This is a genomic window from Pseudoalteromonas sp. 2CM39R (assembly GCF_023161845.1).
The window spans coordinates 180,093-201,361 of the sequence record NZ_JALNTM010000006.1 but is presented as its reverse complement, the minus strand read 5'-3'; the positions used below and the strand labels follow the sequence as shown (position 1 = coordinate 201,361).

Below are 21,269 nucleotides of genomic sequence, written 5' to 3'. Positions count from 1 at the left end.
AATGCCACAAATTGTTTTTCTTCCCCATCCGGAGTTGTGTCCTGACGGTGCAGCAATAGAAGCGCCCGCTGGCGAAACGGTACTTGATATCGCGCTTAAAAATGGCATTAGCATTCCTCATGCCTGTGAAAAGTCATGTGCATGTACAACCTGTCACTTAGTGATCCGTGAAGGTTTTGACTCATTAGATGAAAGTGACGACCTAGAAGACGACATGCTAGATAAAGCTTGGGGTTTAGAGCCTGAGTCACGTTTAGGTTGCCAAGCAATCATTAGAGATGAAGACTTAGTGGTTGAAATACCTAAGTACAATCTCAATATCGTTAATGAAGAACACTAGTTTTTAATTAACGACTATTATATTAAAAGCCGCTGTTTGATACAGCGGCTTTTTTGTTTGTATTAAGTAGCAGCGGGTTTACCCCGCGTCTTTTTAAAGGTTAAAGGTTAAAGGTTACTAGCGGCGGGTAAATTAAAATAAAAACTCTTGTAGTGTTAACCATAAGGCTTTTTAATTTATCGAAGCCCGAAGCCCGAAGCCCGAAGCCCGAAGCCCGAAGCCCGAAGCCCGAAGCCCAAGGCCCAAGGCCCAAGGCCCAAGGCCCAAGGCCCAAAACCCAAAACCCATTTCGGAGGTGTATTTTGAGTGATCTTATTTTTTCAGACTCGTTTATAAACGGTGAATTTTATAAAACCAGCACACGCTTTAGCGTTGATGATCCCGCCACCGAACAAAGTATTGTTGATGTAAGTGACATTGACGAGCAAGGTGTAAAAACAGCTATTAATGCGGCAAAAGGCGCGTTTGTAAAATTAAAAGCCACCAATGCAACCGAGCGAAGTGAAACTCTGATGCGCTGGTATGAGTTGGTGATTAAACATAAACACACATTAGCTACACTTATGACCAAAGAGCAGGGGAAACCACTTAAAGAATCTCTCGGTGAAATAGATTATGGCGCCGGCTTTATTAAGTGGTTTGCTGAGCAAGCTAAACGTAGCTATGGGGATGTGATCCCTGCAACCGACAATCAGCATCGCCTAACCAGTTATAAACAGCCTATTGGCGTGGTTGCCGGTATAACACCATGGAACTTTCCTGTGGCTATGGTAACTCGAAAAGTAGCCCCTGCTTATGCTGCTGGCTGTAGTTTCATTTTAAAACCTTCTGAACATACACCACTATGTGCTATTGCTTTAGCGTATTTAGCTGATCAGGCTGGCTTTGTGAAAGGCGCATTTAATGTGTTGGTATCACAAAACGCTAAAGACGTTGGTAAAATGTTGACTGACTCAGAGGTGGTACGTAAGTTTACCTTTACTGGCTCTACAGGTGTAGGTAAGCAGTTACTATCACAGTGTGCACAGACAATTAAAAAAACATCAATGGAATTAGGTGGCAATGCGCCGTTCATTATTTTTGATAATGCCGATATTGATGACGCTATTGATGGCCTAATGGCAGCTAAATTTAGAAACAGTGGCCAAGCGTGTGTAGCGGCAAACCGTATATTCATCCAGCGCAGTATATTAAATGAAGTGCTTGAAAAAATTACACCCAAAGTCGCTGCGCTCAACGTTGCAAACGGTTTTGATGAAAATGCCGACATAGGCCCGCTTATTTATCCCAAAGCAAAAGAGAAAGTGCAACAACTGATTAAAGATGCTCTCGATAATGGCGCTACGCTAATTGGAGATAACAGTAATTTAGGTGGCAGCTTTCAAAACCCATTAATAGTTACTAATGTCACTACACAAATGGATATTTATCACGAAGAAGTGTTTGGCCCTGTATTAACGGTGATCCCATTTGATGAAGAAAGCGAAGTCCTTGCACTTGCTAATGATGTCCCTTATGGATTAGCTGCGTATTTTTATAGCCAAAACATTAAACAAATCTATCGTATAAGCGAAGGGTTAGAGTTTGGCATGATAGGTGTAAATGAGGGGGTTATATCAAACCCTGTAGCACCGTTCGGTGGGGTAAAACAATCAGGTCTTGGAAGAGAGGGGGGTCACCAAGGTTTAGATGAATACCTAGAAGAAAAATACGTATGTATTAGAGTTTAACTCTATAAACTGTTCCGATGAGTTAACCGTTTAGCGTTTTAAGTTGCTTGAAATGGGTGTAAATGCTACCTTTCAAAAAAATGTTTAAGTAAACAAAAAGTAAAAAATTTCTATAAGTAGAAATACCCCCGTGTGTAAATGCCACCATTTTGGTGGCATTTTTTTGCCCTTTTTTAAGGAGAGGTTTTTGGCTACTTCCTCCTTGTAGGTCTAAACTATTCTTAGTTAGATGCTATTCTGCTTATATCCTTTTTAAAAGTAGGCTTTTATGAAAGAGTAATTCTTTTTAATTCGCGTGAACATTTGTAACTGTATGTTTTTAAATGTATATTTTTGGTGTGTGAATGAGTAGAATAAAGTTTCAGTAGTTTCAATACTATTAACATATAGTAAAAATGTATAATTGTGTTTTATACACTTATAAATTAACATTCCGCAAATTCATCCATTAAAAAATAATGAAGCACCCACTATGAGTAGAAGAAATCAAGCAACGGTAGACCAGGAAGTTTCGTTTGGCATTGACGAAGAGTTAGTTTCTACAACAGATTTACGAGGGGTTATCACCTATGCAAATGATAGCTTTTGTAAAGTTTCAGGGTATACCATTAATGAGTTAAAAGGGAAAAACCATAACATGGTTCGCCACCCAGAGATGCCACCTGCGGCATTTGGTGATATGTGGTCTAATTTAAAAAGCGATACCGCATGGCGAGGAGCTGTAAAAAATAGATGTAAAGATGGGCGTTATTACTGGGTTGATGCATTTGTTACCCCTATTTACGAAAACGGTAAAAAAGTAGGTTATCAATCAGTTCGCCAACAACTCCTTCCAGAATATAAAAGCCGCGCAGAAAAGCTTTACCAACGTTTAAACAACGGTCAATCAATTGTCCCTTTAACTGAAAAATTAGCCGCATTTAAACTTCCTCTATTTATTGGCTGTGCAGCTTTAATTGCTTGGTTAACAAGTTATATGTTCTGGTTATGTTTACTGTTTGTTCCTCTGCCTTTTGTTATTTTTTATGAAGAGTTAATTCGTTCGCAAAGCACAATCAAAAAAACCAAAGCAGGTCCAGATAGCGTATCTCGGCATATTTATTCTGGTAGCGACAGCCTTAGCTATAGTGATTTTCAGATTAAATTACTTGAGGGTAAAGTAACGACCATTGTTGGCCGTATTATTGATGGTACTTTAAGCCTGAGTAAAGGTGCTGACTCCCTTAAAACTTGTGCTGAAGCTGCGCAGGCCGGTGTTGAAAAAGAAGCGTCTGAATTACATCAAGTGTCGTCTGCCGTTGAGGAAATGGTGCATTCAATTGATGAAGTAGCAAAAAATACTTTAGTAACTAACCAACGAGTGCAACAAGCTCACCAAGACTGCGAAAGCGCAACGCAAGCGATGTCAGGCACCATGCGTGAAGTATCGTTACTCGCCAACGAGGTGGATAACTCGGCAAGTTCAGCGAGCGAGCTAGCAACAGAGGCTGAAAAAATTGGTGGCATAATGCAAGAGATACAAGGGATTGCCGATCAAACAAATTTACTTGCACTTAATGCGGCTATAGAAGCTGCGCGTGCCGGTGAGCATGGTAGAGGGTTCTCGGTTGTTGCTGATGAAGTGCGAGCACTCTCAAGTAGAACGCATACCGCTACAGAGCAAATTCAAGTTTCTATATCTGAAATGCAGTCTACGTTACTCAACTGGTCAAAAACAATGGAAGCTGGTAAGAATGCGGCAGAGAGCTGTGTTAAAGAAACCCGCAATAGCCAAGATATCGTCTCAAAAGTATATGCTGCAATTACTGATATTTCTGATTTAGCAACGCAAATATCAACCGCTGCGGAAGAACAAAGCATGGTATCGCAAGAAATTAGCCGTAATATTTCAAATATTAGTAGTGCGTCTTCAGAAAACTTAGCCCAAGCGCATAGTGTAGGTACAGAGTCTGATGCGATTGAAAAACACTCTAAAGCATTAGCGTCACTAGGTCTTTCTTTTAAAGTAGGTTAACAACTTAAGCAAGGGCAGCAAATACCCAAGTGTATGAGGCGCTGAGAATATAACATGTTCTCAGCGCGCCTAAAGCGTCAAATATGGGCAACGGGCTGTGTGGTGCGGGGAAAACCTGCTACTACTGGTGTTATTTTTAATATTTATTTAGCAGTGACTTCATGTCGCATCAGGCTTTTATCAAAAGCACCAAATAACGATATAAATCAACGCTGGGGAAACCGGCGGCTACAGATAAGAGTGTACTTTTTATTTTATGTTTGGCTTTATGAGAACTAGATATAACTAAAAAATTAACTTTGGATATTACTGAGAGGACTTAGAAAATAGTGGGGCGATTGACGGGGCTCGAACCCGCGACAACCGGAATCACAATCCGGGGCTCTACCAACTGAGCTACAACCGCCACTACATACACCTTGTTTGGTGTGGCGCGCATAATACATAATATCCCTATGCTTGTGAAGCAAAAAATCAAAAAAAATTAAACTTATTATAAGTATTCTAAATTTAAGCTTATTGGCAACGGGCAACGGGCAACGGGCAACGGGCCTAACGCCTAAACCCTGCGCGAGGTAAACTCCCGCCTACGGGTATAAAAAACCTTGCTATATTAACCGTAAGGTTTTTAAACTCCTCGAACCTCGAACCTCGAACCTCGAACCTCGAACCTCGAACCTCGAACCTCGAACCTCGAACCTCGAACCTCTACACTCGTGGCTTAAATCCCTAACCCCTTAGTAAAACGTTGTTGCAAACACCTATTAAAGATTTACAATACTACAAACAATATCGCTAAACTGCTTAATAACACTATCAGGAGTTAATATGGATTCAATACTCAATTGGCTGAATGAAAATTCAGGCTTAATTTTACACTATGGTATTCAAGCAGTTATAGCGCTTGTTATATTTTTACTCGGTGGCCGAATTGCCAAGTTTTGTGCAAATTTAACCGCTAAAGCATTCGACAAGAAGAAAGTAGATGTAGCGGTTTCATCGTTTGTATCTAGTATTGTGTATGCCATTGTATTTGCAGCCACTATTTTAATGGCGCTGTCACAAATCGGTATCGAAACCACGTCATTCATTGCGATTTTAGGTGCTGCAGGTTTAGCGGTTGGCTTAGCACTGCAAGGGTCGTTATCTAACTTTGCATCTGGTGTGCTAATTATTTTACTACGCCCATTTAAATCTGGTGACTACGTTGAAGCCGGCGGTAAAGCTGGTACGATTAAAAAAATCGAAATATTTTCAACAGAAATGCGCACTCCTGATAACAAAGTTATTGTAATGCCTAATTCAAAAATAATGTCAGATGCAATTATTAACTACTCGCGCGAAGCAACGCGTCGCGTTGATCTTGTGATTGGTGTTGGCTACGACGCCGATTTACGTAAAGCAAAAGAAGTACTTAAATCAGTACTAGATAACGAATCACGCATTTTAAAAGATCCTGCATACAACGTATCGGTTTCTGAGCTTGCCGATTCAAGCGTTAACTTTATCGTACGCCCTTGGGTTAACTCAGAAGATTACTGGCCAACATACTGGTCGTTAATGGAAAACATTAAAATAGCGTTAGACGACGCCGACATTACTATTCCATTTCCACAAATGGATGTGCATTTGCACAAGCAAGACTAATTTTTTAAAAAGTTATTAAGGTAATGCTCACGTTAGGTTTGCTAACGTGCGCGCTGCTTTAAAGAGCATGAATATTTTTTACAGGGTTATTTTTTAATGAAACTTAAGCTTTTATCAATTTTAGTAGCAGCCTCAGCTACAACCAGTGCATTTGCATCAGAAGAAGAACAAAAAACCTGGGAAGTAACCAGTGAAGTGGGCGCTATCATTACCAGCGGTAATACCGAAACAACGACCTTAAAAGGCGGTATTAAAGTATTGCATAACTTAGAAAGTTGGAATAACGAGTATAAGTTAGACGGCATCTACAAAGAAGATGAAGTAGAAAACGACGACGGTACTAAAGAAAAGCAGCGTACTAACGAAAAGTACTCTATTTCAGCGCAGGGTAATTACAAATTAAACGAAAAGCACGCTCATTTATTTATTTATGGGTCGCACGTATCTGATTACTTTGGCGCATACCGAAGCGAGTCGGTTATTTCAGCGGGTTATGGTTTACGTTTATTAAACGAGTCAAACATGAAACTAAACGCTGAAATTGGTCCGGGTTATAAGTATTTTAAATATCCAGATATTAGCGAAGAGGTTGATGAAAACGGCAACTCATTAGCGGGTGAATACGAAGGCGAAGTGATTGCCTTAGGTAAAGTAGACTTTAGCTGGAAAATTTCAGACAACGCGCGTTTTACTCAGTTAGTATCTGTGGAATACGGTGATACCAATACTAAAACTCGCTCAGAAACCGCTCTTCTGACTAAAATTAATGGCTCACTACAAATGAAAGTGGCCTACAATATAACCAACAACTCAGACGTGGCTGATGACAAAGAAGCAACTGATACAGAGACCTCATTAACACTTGTTTACAGCTTTTAACATCAAGTAGTAAATAAATTGTAATAAAACTATGAAAGGGGCTAAAGTCCCTTTTTTATTTGCTCGTAAATAATGTATGATACCCACCAATTTTTGGTTGTAGACCTAGGGAAATACCTACTCGTGAACGTTATTAAATATTTATTAAGTACTTTTGTACTTATATGTAGCTTTAGCACATTAGCATTTGCGCCAACAGCCGCTCAACTAGAGCAGTTTCAAAAATTACCTAAGTCACAACAACAGGCTCTGGCAAAGCAGTATGGCGTGGATATTTCAAGCCTTGAAGGTGCTGGTAGCACTAATGGCAAAAATAACGAACAAGACAAGCCCACAGTAGGTGAGCGTAATACCACCGACGAACGAGCTTTTACAGATGAAGAGCGATTCAAGCCAGAAGATAAATCAGTAAAGCCATTCGGTTATGACCTATTTGCAGGCGAACCAACCACATTTATGCCTAATGAAAGCGCTCCCGTTCCTGATACGTATTTAGTAGGGCGTGGCGATCAGCTATTAATTAACTTTTACGGTAAAGAAAGTGAAAGCTTTGAAGTGATTGTTGACCGTGAAGGCCGCATTAATATTCCCGATTTAAGCCCTGTACAAGTAGCGGGTTTAACGTTCGCTGAAGTTAAAGAACTAATTAAAGTAAAAGTAGAGCAAGAAGTTATTGGTGTTAAAGCGTTTGTATCGCTTGGCAAACTTCGCAGTATTCGTATTTTGGTTTTAGGTGAGGCTTACAAGCCCGGTAGTTATAGTGTGTCGTCGCTAACTACTGTTTCACATGCATTATTTGTAAGTGGTGGCGTGTCTGATATTGCCTCACTGCGTAATATTCAAGTAAAGCGCGGTGGTAAACTTGTTGCTAATTTTGACCTATACGATTTACTTATTCGTGGTGATAGCAGCAACGATATTATTTTAAAGCCTGGCGATGTGGTGTTTATTCCATCGGTAGGAGAGCAAGTAACAGTTGACGGTTTAGTAAAGCGTCCTGCTATTTTTGAGCTTAAAAAAGGTGAAACGGCAGAGCATTTATTAAAAATGGCCGGCGGTATTAAACCTAATGCTTATGCCAAAAGTGTGGTTGTTGAGCGCTTTAATAATCAACACAAAGAAGTGCTTTCAGTAGATTTTGGCAAAGAGCAAGTTAACTACATTCCACAAGATGGCGATCGGATTCACTTTAGCGCCATTGGCGAACAATACCAAACTTCAATTAGTTTAATTGGTGCCGTAGTACGACCTGGTAATTACCAGTGGTACAAGGGTAAACGCATTTCAGATATTTTAGGCTCTGTGCGTGGTGATTTATTACCACAGGCTGATTTAGATTATGCATTAGTAGTGCGTGAAACCAACGTAAATGGTGATATTGAGATTCATCAATTCGATTTAGCAAAAGCCATTACAAAAAATACTGAGAACAACTTGCAACTTAGCCCTAACGATAAAATTATTGTATTCAGTCGTTTTGAAGAAAAAACTTTAGAAGATATAGCGCTTGCAAATTTAGCGTTAACTAAAGAGCAGCAAGAACAGCAACGCAAAGCAGAACTATGGCATGAATACCAACAAAAAGAGTTTGAAAAATACGTTGGTGTAATAACTGAAGAGTCAGAGCCAGAAGAAGAAAACCCAAATTTAAGTATGGCTCAAATGCTTGAGAAAAAGCTAAAAGAACAAGAAGAGGATGCTAAAAGCTTTGCACTATTTAGCCGACATAATTTACTTAAGCCTGTAATTGCTAAGTTAGAGCAGCAGGCCGGTGTACTGCAGGCTATGCAGATTGTTGAAATTACTGGCAGTGTAATGTACCCAGGTATTTACCCGTTAATGGAAGGCGGTGAAGTAAAAGACTTAATTACTGCCGCAGGTGGCTTGTTAGAGTCGGCTTACACACAACAAGCAGAAGTAACAAGAATTGCCACTAATGATGTATCAAATATTGAGCATATTAAGTTTGACCTTAAAAGCGCCATGCAAGGTAAAACAGCATCTAATATTTCATTACAAAGTAAAGACAGCGTAAATATATTTGCTATACCAAATTGGCAAGAAAACTTAAAAGTAGAGCTAAAGGGTGAGCTTAAATTTCCGGGCACCTATACTATTCGCCGCGGTGAAACCTTAAGTAACTTATTAAAGCGCGCCGGTGGCTTTTCTGAGTTTGCTGCAACCAATGCCGCTGTATTTACTCGCCAATCAATTAAAGAGCAAGAGCAACAACAGCTAGCGCGTTTATCTACCGAACTTCGTCGAGATATAGCATCTAAAAGCTTTCAAAGTTCAGTAAGTAGCAACACACTTACTTACGATGAAATGAATAAGCTTTTGAAGGACCTTGCTAACGTTGATGCCGTAGGCCGTTTAGTTATAGATTTACCGCTTATTGTTAACAATGAGCAAAACCTAGTACTGCAAGATGGCGATGTACTTTATGTGCCTAGTGAACGCGACTCAATCAGTGTAATAGGTGAGGTTAATTACTCTACCTCGCATCTATATAAAGCAGGCATAAGCGTAGACGAATACATAGACCTAAGCGGTGGTTTAAAAGAGCGCGCAGCGGATGATCGTATTTATATTATAAAAGCCAACGGCTCAGTAAAAATACCAAATACCGGCAACTGGTTTGCAGTTAATAACTCAAACCAACTTGAACCTGGCGATACCATTGTTGTCCCACTAGATGCAGGCCATATGGATAAGCTAACGCTTTGGAGCACCGCAACACAGATTCTATATCAATTAGGTGTAGCAGTAGCAGCCATAAGTGGTATTTAATATAATGCAGTGCGGGTTTATCCCGCAGCTGCTCTAAGGCTCGAGGTTTTAGGAACTAGGTTTTAGACTGAGATTAAACCAAACACAGTGTTTGGATTTAAAGAAGTCGGGGCTTTATGCCGCGCAAATGTAGCAGCGACTTTATCTCGCGTTAAAAACAATAGATACATTCACAAAGAGGTTAAGAGAGCGCCCCGCTTAAGAGGAAGACATAAATAAAATGGGTATGTTTTCTCATATTCTCTCATTCACTTCTCTTTGTGCATATTATTTTTAAAGAGTGGCTTTATGTCGCGTAAATGTAGCAGCAGGTTTGGTGTTACGAAGGACGAGCTAAAACTCCTAAAACCTAAAACAATAACTTGACCTAATGTTCTTGTTATACAACTTTTTGATAGCTGATAGCTGATAGCTGATAGCTGATAGCTGATAGCTGATAGCTGATAGCTGAACTTATGAGATTTAAATGGAAAACAACTCAAACAACCAAAATCAGGCAAATACACCATTGCAAAACAACATTGGCGATGACGAAATAGACTTACGCGAGCTCTTTACTGCTATTTGGCAAGGCAAGTGGATTATTATCGCTGTAACTACCTTATTTGCTGTGGCATCTGTTTTTTATGCCATTAACCAACCTAATATATATAAGTCTGAGGCGCTACTTGCCCCTGCTGAGCAAGATAAAGCTGGTGGATTGGGCGCTCTTTCGGGCCAGTTTGGTGGGCTTGCAAGTTTAGCTGGAGTTAACTTAGGTTCAGGTGGTGGGATTGATAAAACACAAATGGCGCTTGAGGTACTTAAATCGCGTAAATTTACCAGTGAATTTATTCAAAAGCACAATATTTTGCCAGATTTAATGGCTGTTAAGTCATGGGAAAGTGAAAAAAACACAATTATTTATAATCAAGAAGTTTATAACAAAGCTGAAAATAAATGGCTACGAAAAGTAAAGTCTCCTTTTAAACCTAAGCCTTCAATGCAGGAAGCTTTTAAAGTGTTTTCACAGGTTGTAAATGCTGATGTAAGTAAAGAGAGCGGAATGGTTTCGATTTCAATTGAGCATTTATCCCCCTATATTGCAAAACAGTGGGTAGATTGGCTAGTCGTTGATTTGAATAAAACAATGAAAGAGCGAGACGTGGTTGAAGCTAATAAAAGTACTGAGTTTTTAATGAACCAATTAGAAAATACTAAAATAGCAGATATTCGTGCAGTACTTTATAAATTGGTAGAAGAGCAAGCTAAAATCATCATGTTTGCCAATGTACGTGATGAATATGTTTTTAAGACTATTGATCCAGCATTAGTACCTGAGGTTAAGTTCAAACCAAAACGCGCAGTAATATGCGTTATAGGCGTTTTACTTGGAATGATGCTGTCACTTATGGTTGTTCTACTTAAGCATTTTTCAAAAAAACATAGTGATAAATAGGTTTTAATAAGCCAAATATTAAAAATATTTACGGGTGTCCTAGTAAATATTTACCAACGCTGAGGAAAATATGAATAGCCGTTTTGAAAATATAAATATAGCAGTCATTGGCTTAGGGTATGTGGGGTTACCACTAGCTGTTGAGTTTGGGAAAAAATATCCAGTTTTAGGGTTCGATATTAATCAATGTCGTATTAAACAATTGCAGGAAGGCCACGATACAACACTTGAAGTAAGTGATGAAGAACTTAAACAATCCCCACAACTTAACTTCTCACATACTATATCAGACCTTGAAAATTATAATGTATATATTGTAACTGTACCAACGCCTATTGATGCACATAAACAACCAGATTTAACACCGCTCATAAAAGCCAGTGAGATGTTAGGAAAGGTAGTAAAAAAAGGCGACGTTATAATTTATGAGTCAACAGTATACCCTGGTGCTACTGAAGAGGCTTGTTTACCGGTAGTTGAGCGGGTATCAGGCCTTGTATTTAATAAAGATTTCTTTGCGGGCTATTCACCAGAGCGTATAAACCCAGGAGATAAAGAGCACCGCGTAACTAACATATTAAAAGTAACTTCAGGTTCAACTCCTGAAATAGCTGAAAAAATTGACCAGCTTTATAAGTCAATTATTACTGCAGGTACTCACAAGGCAAGTTCAATTAAAGTTGCTGAGGCAGCTAAAGTAATTGAAAACACTCAGCGTGATGTGAATATTGCTTTAATTAATGAACTATCAATCATTTTTAATAAATTGGATATTGATACTCTTGAGGTTTTAGAGGCTGCAGGTACAAAGTGGAATTTTTTACCATTTAGACCAGGCTTAGTTGGAGGGCATTGTATAGGTGTGGATCCGTATTACTTAACTCACAAAGCGCAGACTGTAGGCTATCACCCAGAAATGATTTTAGCGGGACGAAGATTAAATGATGGTATGGGTAAGCATGTTGTATCTGAACTTGTAAAAAGCATGCTTAAAAAGCGTATTCATGTAGATGGTGCAAACGTGTTAGTGATGGGACTAACATTTAAGGAAAATTGTCCTGACTTACGTAATACAAAAGTGACAGATATCGTTACAGAGCTAAAAGAATACAATATAAATGTAGATATTGTAGATCCTTGGTGTTCAAACGAGGAAGCACAAAATGAATATGGTTTGAGCTTAACCGATGAGTATAAAAAAAATAACTATGATGCAATAATAATTGCAGTCGGGCATAACGAATTTAAAGAAATGGGGGCTGATAAAATTCGTAGGCTAGGCAAAGTAGATCATGTACTTTACGACTTAAAATACGTACTACCGAAACAAAGTGTAGATATGCGTTTGTAAAGCCATAGGCACTCGGCGCTAGGAAGATAAAGGCACTAGAAGTAAAGCTAGAAAATCTTTGACGGTAAAGTAAATGTTTTAATACTTTTATAGAACCTAGAACCTAGAACCTAGAACCTAGAACCTAGAACCTAGAACCTAGAACCTAGAACCTAGAACCTAGAACCTAATTTTTTAAAGGAAAATCATGACTCGTTACGAACAAATAAAAGCAGAATTATTGGTATCACCGAAAATTTGGCTAGTTACAGGTGTTGCTGGTTTTATTGGCTCAAACCTTTTAGAGCACTTATTAAAATTAAACCAAAAAGTAGTAGGGCTTGATAATTTTGCAACAGGCCATCAGCATAACCTTGATGAAGTAAAAGGTTTGGTTACTTCTGAGCAATGGGAAGGTTTTAGTTTTATTGAAGGTGATATTCGAAATTTTCAAGATTGCGAAATAGTATTAGCTAATAACGGTAATGGCATTGATTATGTATTGCACCAAGCAGCCCTGGGCTCTGTGCCACGTTCAATTGCTGATCCAGTAACAACTAATTCAGCTAACATTACTGGTTTTTTAAATATGTTACAGGCCGCAAAAGAGGCTAAAGTTAAAAGTTTTACTTATGCTGCAAGTAGCTCTACTTATGGTGACCACCCAGCTTTACCTAAGGTAGAAGAAAATATAGGCAATCCACTATCTCCATATGCTGTAACTAAATACGTTAACGAATTATATGCTGGGGTCTATGCGAAGACCTATGGCTTTAAAACAATCGGCTTACGTTACTTTAATGTTTTTGGCCAGAGACAGGAACCAAATGGAGCATATGCAGCAGTAATACCAAAGTGGACTGCTGATATGATAAAAGGTGAAGAGGTTTTTATAAACGGTGATGGTGAAACTAGTCGAGACTTTTGTTTTATAGAAAATACGGTACAAATGAATATTTTAGCTGCTACAGCGCCAGACGATGCTAAAGATAATGTTTATAACGTGGCTGTCGGTGATCGAACTACTTTAAATGATTTATATAAAGCTATTCAAGCAGCCCTGAGTGAATGCTCAATTGATGTTAAAAAAGGTCCTACTTATAGAGATTTTAGAGCTGGTGATGTTCGTCATTCTCAAGCTAATGTGAGTAAGGCTAACTCTAATTTGGGATATGCCCCTGAATATAGAATATTACAAGGTATAAGTAAGGCTATGCCTTGGTATGTTAAGTTTTTGAATGGTAATAAATAGAATTGAAAAGATTATATTTTTTTAGGCCTAATTTAAAAAACCACTTTTATCTTTATTATAGCTGGGTGTCTGCAGCTAAAGAAAAAGGGGTTGATGTAACAATGTTCACGGTTATGTCACGGCAGCAAATAAAAAAACAGATAAATGAATATAAAGAAGTAAGTAAACTTGATGGAGTAAAGGTAATAAAAACTCCACATACGACATTAAATATGCTCTATACAGCCATATACCTCTTTTTTAACATGCTCAAGTATAAAAAAGTGGGGCTTATAGCTAAAAAAGTAGAGTTAAGGCCGTTGAGACTAACAAAGTTTATTTTTGGTAAAAACTTCAAATATTATATTGAGGTCGAAGGTGATGGCCTATCTGAATATAATTATTTACAAAGGAATCCCTATAAAAATGGGTTTTATGATGACTATTTATTCTCTGCTAAAGCTAGTATCGATAGTTTTGCTGAAAAAATAAAAGACGCAGATGGATTGCTTGTTTTGTCAAAAGCATTTAAAGAAGTTTTATTAAAAAGACATAGCTTTCTCAAAGCCGAAAAAGTTCAAGTAACGTCTACTGGATTTGTCAAGGGGCGTTTAACTTTTAGTGCAAAGAACCGTCAAGCATTTAGAAATAAACTTTGCATTAAAAATGAACATGTATTTGTCTATGCAGGAAACGTATATTATTCGTGGCAAAATATAAAAAATACACTTTGTTTTTTTAAGTATTACTTAGAGAATGTAACTTCTAATGCCAAATTTATTATTCTTACACATAAAAGTGATCAGTTCATAGTAAAGGGGTTTATGTCTAAGTTAAGCCTTCCGGATGAAAAGATAGTTCTTAAAGAAGTGCCAAACTCAGAAGTTGTAAATTACTATAATGCAGCAGATATATGCGTTTTATTAAGAGATAATGATTTAATGAACGAGGTAGCATCGCCTGGTAAAATTGGCGAGTATGCTGCTTCAGGCACACCAATACTTACTTCCTCATACATAGGGGATTATGCACAATTATTTCAATCACAAGATTTAGTCGCCCAAGTTGATGATGTTAGAGATTTTGCATTAATGGCAAGGAAGGTACAGGTTTTACTGGAAGCTACAGATAAAGAAAAAACTGCATTTAGTAATTGGAGTAATGATAGATTGTCATCTCAAAATAATGTTAATAGCTTCATTAAAGCTTTTGAAATGTAATGTTTGTTAATTTTAAAATTTTTAGGAGTATTTGTGTTTAAAAATAAAAAACTATTGATTACCGGCGGTACCGGGTCATTTGGTAATGCTGTGTTACGTCGATTTTTAGATACAGATATCAAAGAGATCCGTATATTTTCTCGTGATGAAAAAAAACAAGATGATATGCGAAAAGTTTTTAATAATTCAAAGTTGAAATTTTATATTGGTGATGTCAGAGATGCACAAAGTGTAGCAACTGCAATGAGGGGAGTTGATTATGTATATCATGCTGCTGCATTAAAGCAGGTTCCTTCTTGTGAGTTTTACCCGTTAGAAGCCGTTAAAACTAACGTGTTAGGCACAGAAAACGTGCTAGAAGCAGCTATTGCAAATAACGTACAAAGAGTAGTGTGTTTAAGTACTGACAAAGCGGTTTACCCAATTAACGCCATGGGTATTTCGAAAGCGATGATGGAGAAAGTTATTGTAGCGAAAAGTCGTAATCTAGAAGATACCAATACAACTATTTGCTGTACTCGATATGGTAATGTAATGGCGTCGCGAGGGTCAGTTATTCCTTTGTTTATTAGACAGATAGTTAATAATCACCCAATTACTATTACTGATCCAACAATGACACGTTTCATGATGACGCTAGATGATGCGGTAGATTTGGTTTTACATGCATTCGAAAATGGTAAAAATGGCGATATCTTTGTACAGAAAGCACCGGCTGCAACTATTGAAGTGTTAGTAAAAGCTTTACTTGAAATGCTTAAAAAGCCCGAGCATGTTGTAAACGTAATTGGTACCCGCCACGGCGAAAAACTATTCGAAGCTTTATGTAGCCGTGAAGAAATGTTTGTCGCACAAGAGCAAGGTGAATACTTTAGAGTACCAGCTGATAACAGAGATTTAAATTATTCAAAGTTCTTTGAAGAAGGTGAGTCTGACCTTTCAAAAGTAGAGGATTATAATTCTCATAATACTGAGCAGTTAGATGTTGAAGGCATGAAGCAACTGTTACGTAAGCTTGATTTTATGCGTGAAATCGAGTCTGGAAACATCATCGTTCCTGAAGGTGTTTAAGTATGAAAATATTAATTTTAGGTGCTACTGGCATGCTTGGCTATAGCCTGTTATGCAACTTAAATGAACACGCTAACTTATCCGTATTTGGCACAGTACGCAGTATTGATGGTAAAGAGTCATTTTTTAGCGATATAGAGCAGCAATTAATTACTGGTGTTGACGCCTATGACATTAGCTCACTGGAGCTCGCGATCGAAACAGTAGCCCCTGATGTAGTAATTAACTGTGTAGGTTTAATTAAACAGCATGGTATTTCAAAGCAACACATTGATGCTGTTAAAATTAATGCGTTACTTCCTCATGAGCTTGCCGATATTTGCGATCGAGTTAAAGCAAAATTGATTCATTTTTCAACCGACTGTGTATTTACCGGTGACGTAGGTTTATACAGCGAAGATTCATTACCCGATGCGTGCGATTTATATGGTAAATCTAAGTGCCTTGGTGAAGTGGGCTATGGCAAGCACTTAACTTTAAGAACCTCAATTATAGGGCACGAACTTACTACTGCAGTAAGTTTAGTTGACTGGTTTTTATCACAAGGCGAAAGCGCTAAAGGCTTTTCTAAAGCGGTATTTTCTGGTTTGCCCACTTGTTATGTAGCTAAGCTGCTGGTTGAATATATTTTACCACAACCAGAAATCTCGGGGTTATTGCACTTGTCGGTGGATCCCATTGATAAATACACGCTATTAAAATTGATAGCAGAGCAATACCAAAAAAACATAACTATTTCTGAATCGAAAGAACTAGTTATAGATCGCTCTCTAAATTCAGATAAATTTAGACAATTAACTCAGTTTAGCCCACCTGCGTGGAGCAAACTTGTTGAGTATATGCATACAGATTACGAAAAAAGGTATAAAGCATGAAAAAGTTAAAAGTTGTTACTGTTGTAGGTACTCGACCTGAGATCATTAGATTGTCGTGCACCATAGCAAAACTTGATGAATTTTGTGAGCATATACTAGTTCATACTGGGCAAAACTATGATTATGAGCTGAATCAGATATTTTTTGAAGACTTAGAAATTCGAGCGCCAGACATATTTTTAGAGTGTGCAGGAGCTACAGCTGCTGAAACAATGGCACAAGTTATAAGCAAAGCTGATGGAATGTTTGCTGAAGTTAAGCCTGATGCTGTCTTGATATTAGGTGATACAAATAGTGCTATGGCTGCTATTCCAGCTAAGCGTAAGAAAATCCCAATATTTCATATGGAAGCCGGTAATCGCTGTTTTGACATGCGCGTACCAGAAGAGATCAACCGTAAAATAGTGGATCATATTTCTGACGTTAACATGCCTTACACAGATATAGCTCGCGAATACTTACTAGCTGAGGGCTTAAAGCCTGATCTGATAGTTAAAACAGGCAGTCCAATGGATGAGGTACTTAATCGTTACAAGGAAAAAGTTACTAATGCTGAAATTTTATCAACACTAGATTTAACAGCTTGCGAATACTTTGTCGTAAGTGTTCATAGAGAAGAAAATGTAGACTCTGAAAAAAATATTCATAGTTACGTACAAGTATTAAATACAATTGCAGAAAAGTATAAATACCCGATAATTGTTTCTACTCACCCACGCACAAGAAAGAAGATTGATCTACTTAATTTAGAATTCCACCCACTTGTTAGATTAATGAAACCTTTAGGTTTTAGTGATTATATAAAGCTTCAAATGGAAGCAAAAGTGGTATTAAGCGATAGCGGTACTATTACCGAAGAGTCATCAATATTAAATTTCCCTGCTATTAACATTCGTGATGCACAAGAGCGGCCTGAAGGCTTCGAAGAGGGGGCTGTCATGTTTACAGGCATGAATGTGGAACGCATAGTACAGGCAATAGATATTTTGGAAAATCAACCTAGGGGTAAGGTTAGATTAATCAATAAAGTTAATAATTATATAGCACCTAATGTATCAGATAAGGTTTTAAGAACAATTATTAGTTATACCGATTATGTTAATAAGTTTGTTTGGAAGAAGTCTTGAACTGTAACTTTTTATACCTTTTGGTTAGGAAACTAATTTTTGTCGCGCATTAAAAAAATCGTTAAAAGCTCGTTGCTAAAGGAGTCAATCCTATATGGATTGACAGGCGTTATATCAAAGTTTGCTCCTCTTTTGGTTATACCTATTTATATCAATGTAATAGGTATTGAAGGCTTTGGAGTTCTTGACTTATACATAACAATTGGAATGGCTGTGTTTATTATATGTGAAGCACAGGCTGTTTCTGGAGTTATGAGAAGCTATTATGAGTGTAAGAAATCGAATACATTGAAAGATCTCATAAGCTCAGCGATTAAAATATATCTAGTGACTTATGTTTGTCTACTCATACTGTTTCTTATAACATTTCTACTACCTCTCCAAATTTCCGAAATACGCTTTGATTATTTGTTGCCTATTTTATTAGCTATCTTTCCTAGGCAGTTATTTGCATTAAATACAATAATTTTAAGAATGGAGCATCAAGCAAAACAATATGTGGCTCTAAGTTTGTTAAGTGTGCTACTAACAGCTATGTTAGGGATAATATTTATATATTTTTATGAGCCTAACGTCCTATCAGTTTTGTATGGTATTGCTCTTGCTCAGTTTGCTTTAGGAGTTATATCTACACTTTATCTCAAAAAGTTAGTATCTTTGAGTACGCCATCCAATTACCTCAAAGAAATAGTTTATTATGGCGTTCCAATCGCAATATCAAGCTTGGCTGGCTGGTTGCTAGCATCATCTGGCCGTTTGGTTATTGCAGACAAGTCATCTGATTTTGATTTGGGGGTTTATAGCTTATCGCTTAAGGTTGCAATGGTATTTATGGTTTTGTTGCAAGCATTTAGAACAGCTTGGGACCCATACTGTATGAGGCTTTTTGGCGAAAATAATTCCCATTTAATGTTTGCAAAGTCTTTAAATGTATATTGGGTCTTTGGTAGCCTTATCATTTTACTTATTTATTTATTATCTCCATTCCTAATTTTATTACTAGGAGCTAATGAAGCAGCCTTAAATCGAAATTTAATCTTATTAATTTTATTTGGATATTTATGGCAAGGAGCAATAAACATAATTGCTGTTGGTAATGCTTGGTCAAGAAAAACTTATGTTAACTCATTTGGTACTATTGCCGGTGGAGGAGTGAGTTTATGCTTATCATATATGTTTGTTAGTGAGCTTGGAGTTATTGCTGGCGGTGTGGGTTACCTTTTTGGTATGATAGCAAGCTTTGCTATCATCTATTATCTAGCTCAAAAAAATCAGTATATTCCTTATAATAATTACATTTCAATTTTGTTTTTTCTCATTTCTATGGGTATTAGTTTCTTTGTTATAAATTAGGGGCTAGGGGTTAATTAGGAAGTATTAAAATGAGAATAGAGTTAACCGGGAAAGTAAAATTAAAGAACAGACTAGTAAACAGTATCTCAATTTTGGATGACTCGATCTATTATTCAAGCTCTTTGATGAACTCTATATCTAAGTTAAATCTTTCGACTTTAGATGATGAGGTGGTTGTTGGAGAAGGTTGTGGATATGGTAGATATAAATTCAGAGAACCTGTACATGTAAAAGCTATTAAGGAGGGCGAAAAGGTTTGTTTGCTAGTAAGTGATTGGCATAATCATAGACTACTGAAGTACAGTAATAATAAATATATTACTGAGCTAGGTTTTTTTGCTTCAACATCATCGAAAATAAAAAATATCGCTAAATTTATAAAGGGAATGAGTGTTTCAGGTTCTTATATAGAAACTCACTTCAAACCAAATAGTGTCAAGCATAATGTAAGAACAAGTTTTTTTCATAATGCTGCCTACTTTTTCTCATCCTCTTTTAGGCTAACTTCGAAAAGGTTTTTCAATATTAATAAGCCCAATGGGGTATCGCTGTACAAAAATGGCTTTATATTTACTCAAAAAAATAGAAATGTATTGTCTTTTGTAGATGAAAAATTAAACCCTATAAAAGAGTTTACTCCACCGGAAAGTGGTCGTTTAGCAAATGTAACACCTTGTGAGGATGGAGTTATATTTTGTATAGAATCTATAGGTGTCGTATACAGGCTAAACAATTTAGGTACCTTCTCGAAAATCTTATTGAAGCCCTCAAGTGTTAATTTTAAACCATTTTGCGCATGTGTTATTGAAGAGGACTTACTTGCAGTAATATCTATGTCTAACTTACATATTTTTGAAATATCAAGTGGCCTTGAGAAGGCATGCTATAGCGTCGATGGTGAATTACATGGACTTGACGTGTCCAATAATAATATTTATATCTCGGATCGAGAAAATAGTGAAATATATATTTTGAGACTTAACAATGATTGATATTAATAACCCGCTTTCTATAGGTAGTTTTCTTAATTTTGGTTACGATATTACATACACTCCAAGTATTAAGTTTGATTATTCACAAATATCTTCCAATGCTAAAAAGCCTGATTATAAAACTACAAAAGATATATTTATGTCTTGTTTGGAGCGGTGTATAGGTGATACTAATGATGATATAGTTGTGCCTATAAGTGGAGGTCTCGACAGTAGAGCTTTATTGGCCGGTCTTCTGGAGCTTCGAAGTGCTGATAAAATTAAAACTTATACTTTCGGTACAAAATCCAGTTATGATTTTGAGATAGGCAAAGGTATAAGTAAAAAGTTAGGAGTCACATGTAACTCTTATGAACTATCTGAGTATAGCTTTGATGAAAAATCATTGTATGATACAGCTTCAATGTTTGATTATCAAACTACACTATTTTATCACCCGCCATATGATGAAATTAAAAATACTTTTAACAGTGATTTAGTGCTTGTTGGTTTTATGGGGGATCCTTTAGCTGGTTCTCATTTACCAGAAGTGGTGAGTGTAGATAACACACAATTATTACAAAGATTTTTGTCAAAAAACCAAATGGTTAGAAGTTGCTCTTTGCATGATTTGGAAGCGTCTAATTTAAATGAGATAGTAAAGTTTCCAGAGCTTATTTTAAGTAAGATTACTAAAGACGAGTACTTAGACTTTGAAGTAAGGCAATTAAGGTATGTTCACCCTCATGTAATGCCAAAACAATTAAATTGTAAGTCTCCATTTATCGAATCTGACTGGTTTAATCATATGCTTTCTTTACCCACAGAGTGCCGAAGAGAGCAGTCTTATTATAATGAATTCTTAATTAATGCCTTTCCCGCAGCATTTAACTTTCCTTGTAAAAATAACTACGGCCTTAAATTAAATACTCACCCAACTTTGATTAAACTTTGGCGAGGCGCCCATCGATTAAATTCGTTGAGGGATAAAACAATTAACTACCAAAATTTTAATCGCAGAATTTGTGATGATAAAGCACTTTATAAATTATTAGATATGCTTCTTCATAGGTTAGCCAAACGTAATCTAAATTTAAAGTTGGATCCAGTTGAGCTATTAAGAAACCATAAAAACCACAATGCTATTTTTTCAGATGCAATTATTAATTTAGCGTCTTTAGAAGTTAACTTATCCGCTATTAATCAGTAATAATTCAGATTGTTGCTAAATAAAAAGCATAATTTAATCAATT

At 37.0% G+C, this 21,269-nt stretch carries 16 protein-coding genes and 1 tRNA gene; 16 read left to right on the top strand and 1 reads right to left on the bottom strand.

Features of this window, described 5'->3' with window-relative positions:
• Position 1: 1 nt before the first annotated feature.
• From fdx to MTF66_RS15400, 3 genes are all read left to right on the top strand, one after another.
• Positions 2–340: an ISC system 2Fe-2S type ferredoxin gene (gene fdx, locus MTF66_RS15410; protein ID WP_008113929.1), complete on the top strand. Its 339-nt coding sequence runs from the start codon at positions 2–4 to the stop codon at positions 338–340.
• Between the two features lie 302 nt (positions 341–642).
• Entirely contained in the window at positions 643–2,070 is a 1,428-nt protein-coding gene (locus MTF66_RS15405) for an NAD-dependent succinate-semialdehyde dehydrogenase (protein ID WP_248527624.1), read from the top strand.
• A 472-nt stretch (positions 2,071–2,542) separates the two neighbouring features.
• The gene (locus MTF66_RS15400; protein WP_248527623.1) at positions 2,543–4,084 is read left to right on the top strand and encodes a PAS domain-containing methyl-accepting chemotaxis protein; all 1,542 of its coding nucleotides are present in this window, start codon (positions 2,543–2,545) and stop codon (positions 4,082–4,084) included.
• A gap of 330 nt (positions 4,085–4,414) precedes the next feature.
• Here the strand turns inward: MTF66_RS15400 and MTF66_RS15395 are convergent.
• Positions 4,415–4,490 (bottom strand) — tRNA-His (locus MTF66_RS15395).
• A gap of 422 nt (positions 4,491–4,912) precedes the next feature.
• Between MTF66_RS15395 and MTF66_RS15390 the strand changes: the two genes are divergently transcribed.
• From MTF66_RS15390 to MTF66_RS15330, 13 genes are all read left to right on the top strand, one after another.
• Entirely contained in the window at positions 4,913–5,731 is an 819-nt protein-coding gene (locus tag MTF66_RS15390; protein WP_010390598.1) for a mechanosensitive ion channel family protein, read from the top strand.
• A 96-nt stretch (positions 5,732–5,827) separates the two neighbouring features.
• On the top strand, positions 5,828–6,610 hold the full coding sequence (locus tag MTF66_RS15385; protein ID WP_248527622.1) for a YdiY family protein: 783 nt from the start codon (positions 5,828–5,830) through the stop codon (positions 6,608–6,610).
• Positions 6,611–6,733: 123 nt separating this feature from the next.
• Positions 6,734–9,400, top strand: coding sequence for an SLBB domain-containing protein (locus MTF66_RS15380; RefSeq protein WP_010390600.1), 2,667 nt, complete (start codon positions 6,734–6,736; stop codon positions 9,398–9,400).
• A gap of 466 nt (positions 9,401–9,866) precedes the next feature.
• Positions 9,867–10,838 (top strand): Wzz/FepE/Etk N-terminal domain-containing protein, encoded by a 972-nt coding sequence (locus MTF66_RS15375; RefSeq protein ID WP_010390601.1) that lies wholly within the window; start codon positions 9,867–9,869, stop codon positions 10,836–10,838.
• A gap of 70 nt (positions 10,839–10,908) precedes the next feature.
• Positions 10,909–12,189, top strand: a complete 1,281-nt coding sequence (gene tviB / locus MTF66_RS15370) for a Vi polysaccharide biosynthesis UDP-N-acetylglucosamine C-6 dehydrogenase TviB (protein WP_248527621.1) — start codon at positions 10,909–10,911, stop codon at positions 12,187–12,189.
• A gap of 187 nt (positions 12,190–12,376) precedes the next feature.
• The gene (locus MTF66_RS15365) at positions 12,377–13,420 is read left to right on the top strand and encodes an NAD-dependent epimerase/dehydratase family protein (protein ID WP_010390603.1); all 1,044 of its coding nucleotides are present in this window, start codon (positions 12,377–12,379) and stop codon (positions 13,418–13,420) included.
• A 65-nt stretch (positions 13,421–13,485) separates the two neighbouring features.
• Positions 13,486–14,619, top strand: a complete 1,134-nt coding sequence (locus tag MTF66_RS15360; RefSeq protein ID WP_157600336.1) for a glycosyltransferase — start codon at positions 13,486–13,488, stop codon at positions 14,617–14,619.
• Positions 14,620–14,652: 33 nt separating this feature from the next.
• Positions 14,653–15,690, top strand: a complete 1,038-nt coding sequence (locus MTF66_RS15355) for a polysaccharide biosynthesis protein (protein WP_248527620.1) — start codon at positions 14,653–14,655, stop codon at positions 15,688–15,690.
• A 2-nt stretch (positions 15,691–15,692) separates the two neighbouring features.
• A complete protein-coding gene (locus MTF66_RS15350) occupies positions 15,693–16,565 on the top strand; it encodes an SDR family oxidoreductase (protein WP_248527619.1) in 873 nt (290 codons plus the stop codon).
• Positions 16,562–17,692: a non-hydrolyzing UDP-N-acetylglucosamine 2-epimerase gene (gene wecB / locus MTF66_RS15345; protein ID WP_248527618.1), complete on the top strand. Its 1,131-nt coding sequence runs from the start codon at positions 16,562–16,564 to the stop codon at positions 17,690–17,692. The genes MTF66_RS15350 and wecB overlap by 4 nt, the downstream gene beginning before the upstream one ends.
• A gap of 39 nt (positions 17,693–17,731) precedes the next feature.
• A complete protein-coding gene (locus MTF66_RS15340; protein WP_248527617.1) occupies positions 17,732–19,045 on the top strand; it encodes a lipopolysaccharide biosynthesis protein in 1,314 nt (437 codons plus the stop codon).
• A gap of 29 nt (positions 19,046–19,074) precedes the next feature.
• Positions 19,075–20,037: a hypothetical protein gene (locus MTF66_RS15335; protein ID WP_248527616.1), complete on the top strand. Its 963-nt coding sequence runs from the start codon at positions 19,075–19,077 to the stop codon at positions 20,035–20,037.
• Positions 20,030–21,226 carry a hypothetical protein gene (locus MTF66_RS15330; protein ID WP_248527615.1) on the top strand — a complete coding sequence of 399 codons (1,197 nt, stop codon included), beginning with the start codon at positions 20,030–20,032 and terminating at the stop codon, positions 21,224–21,226. Before MTF66_RS15335 ends, MTF66_RS15330 begins: the two co-directional genes overlap by 8 nt.
• The last annotated feature ends 43 nt before the right edge of the window (positions 21,227–21,269 follow it).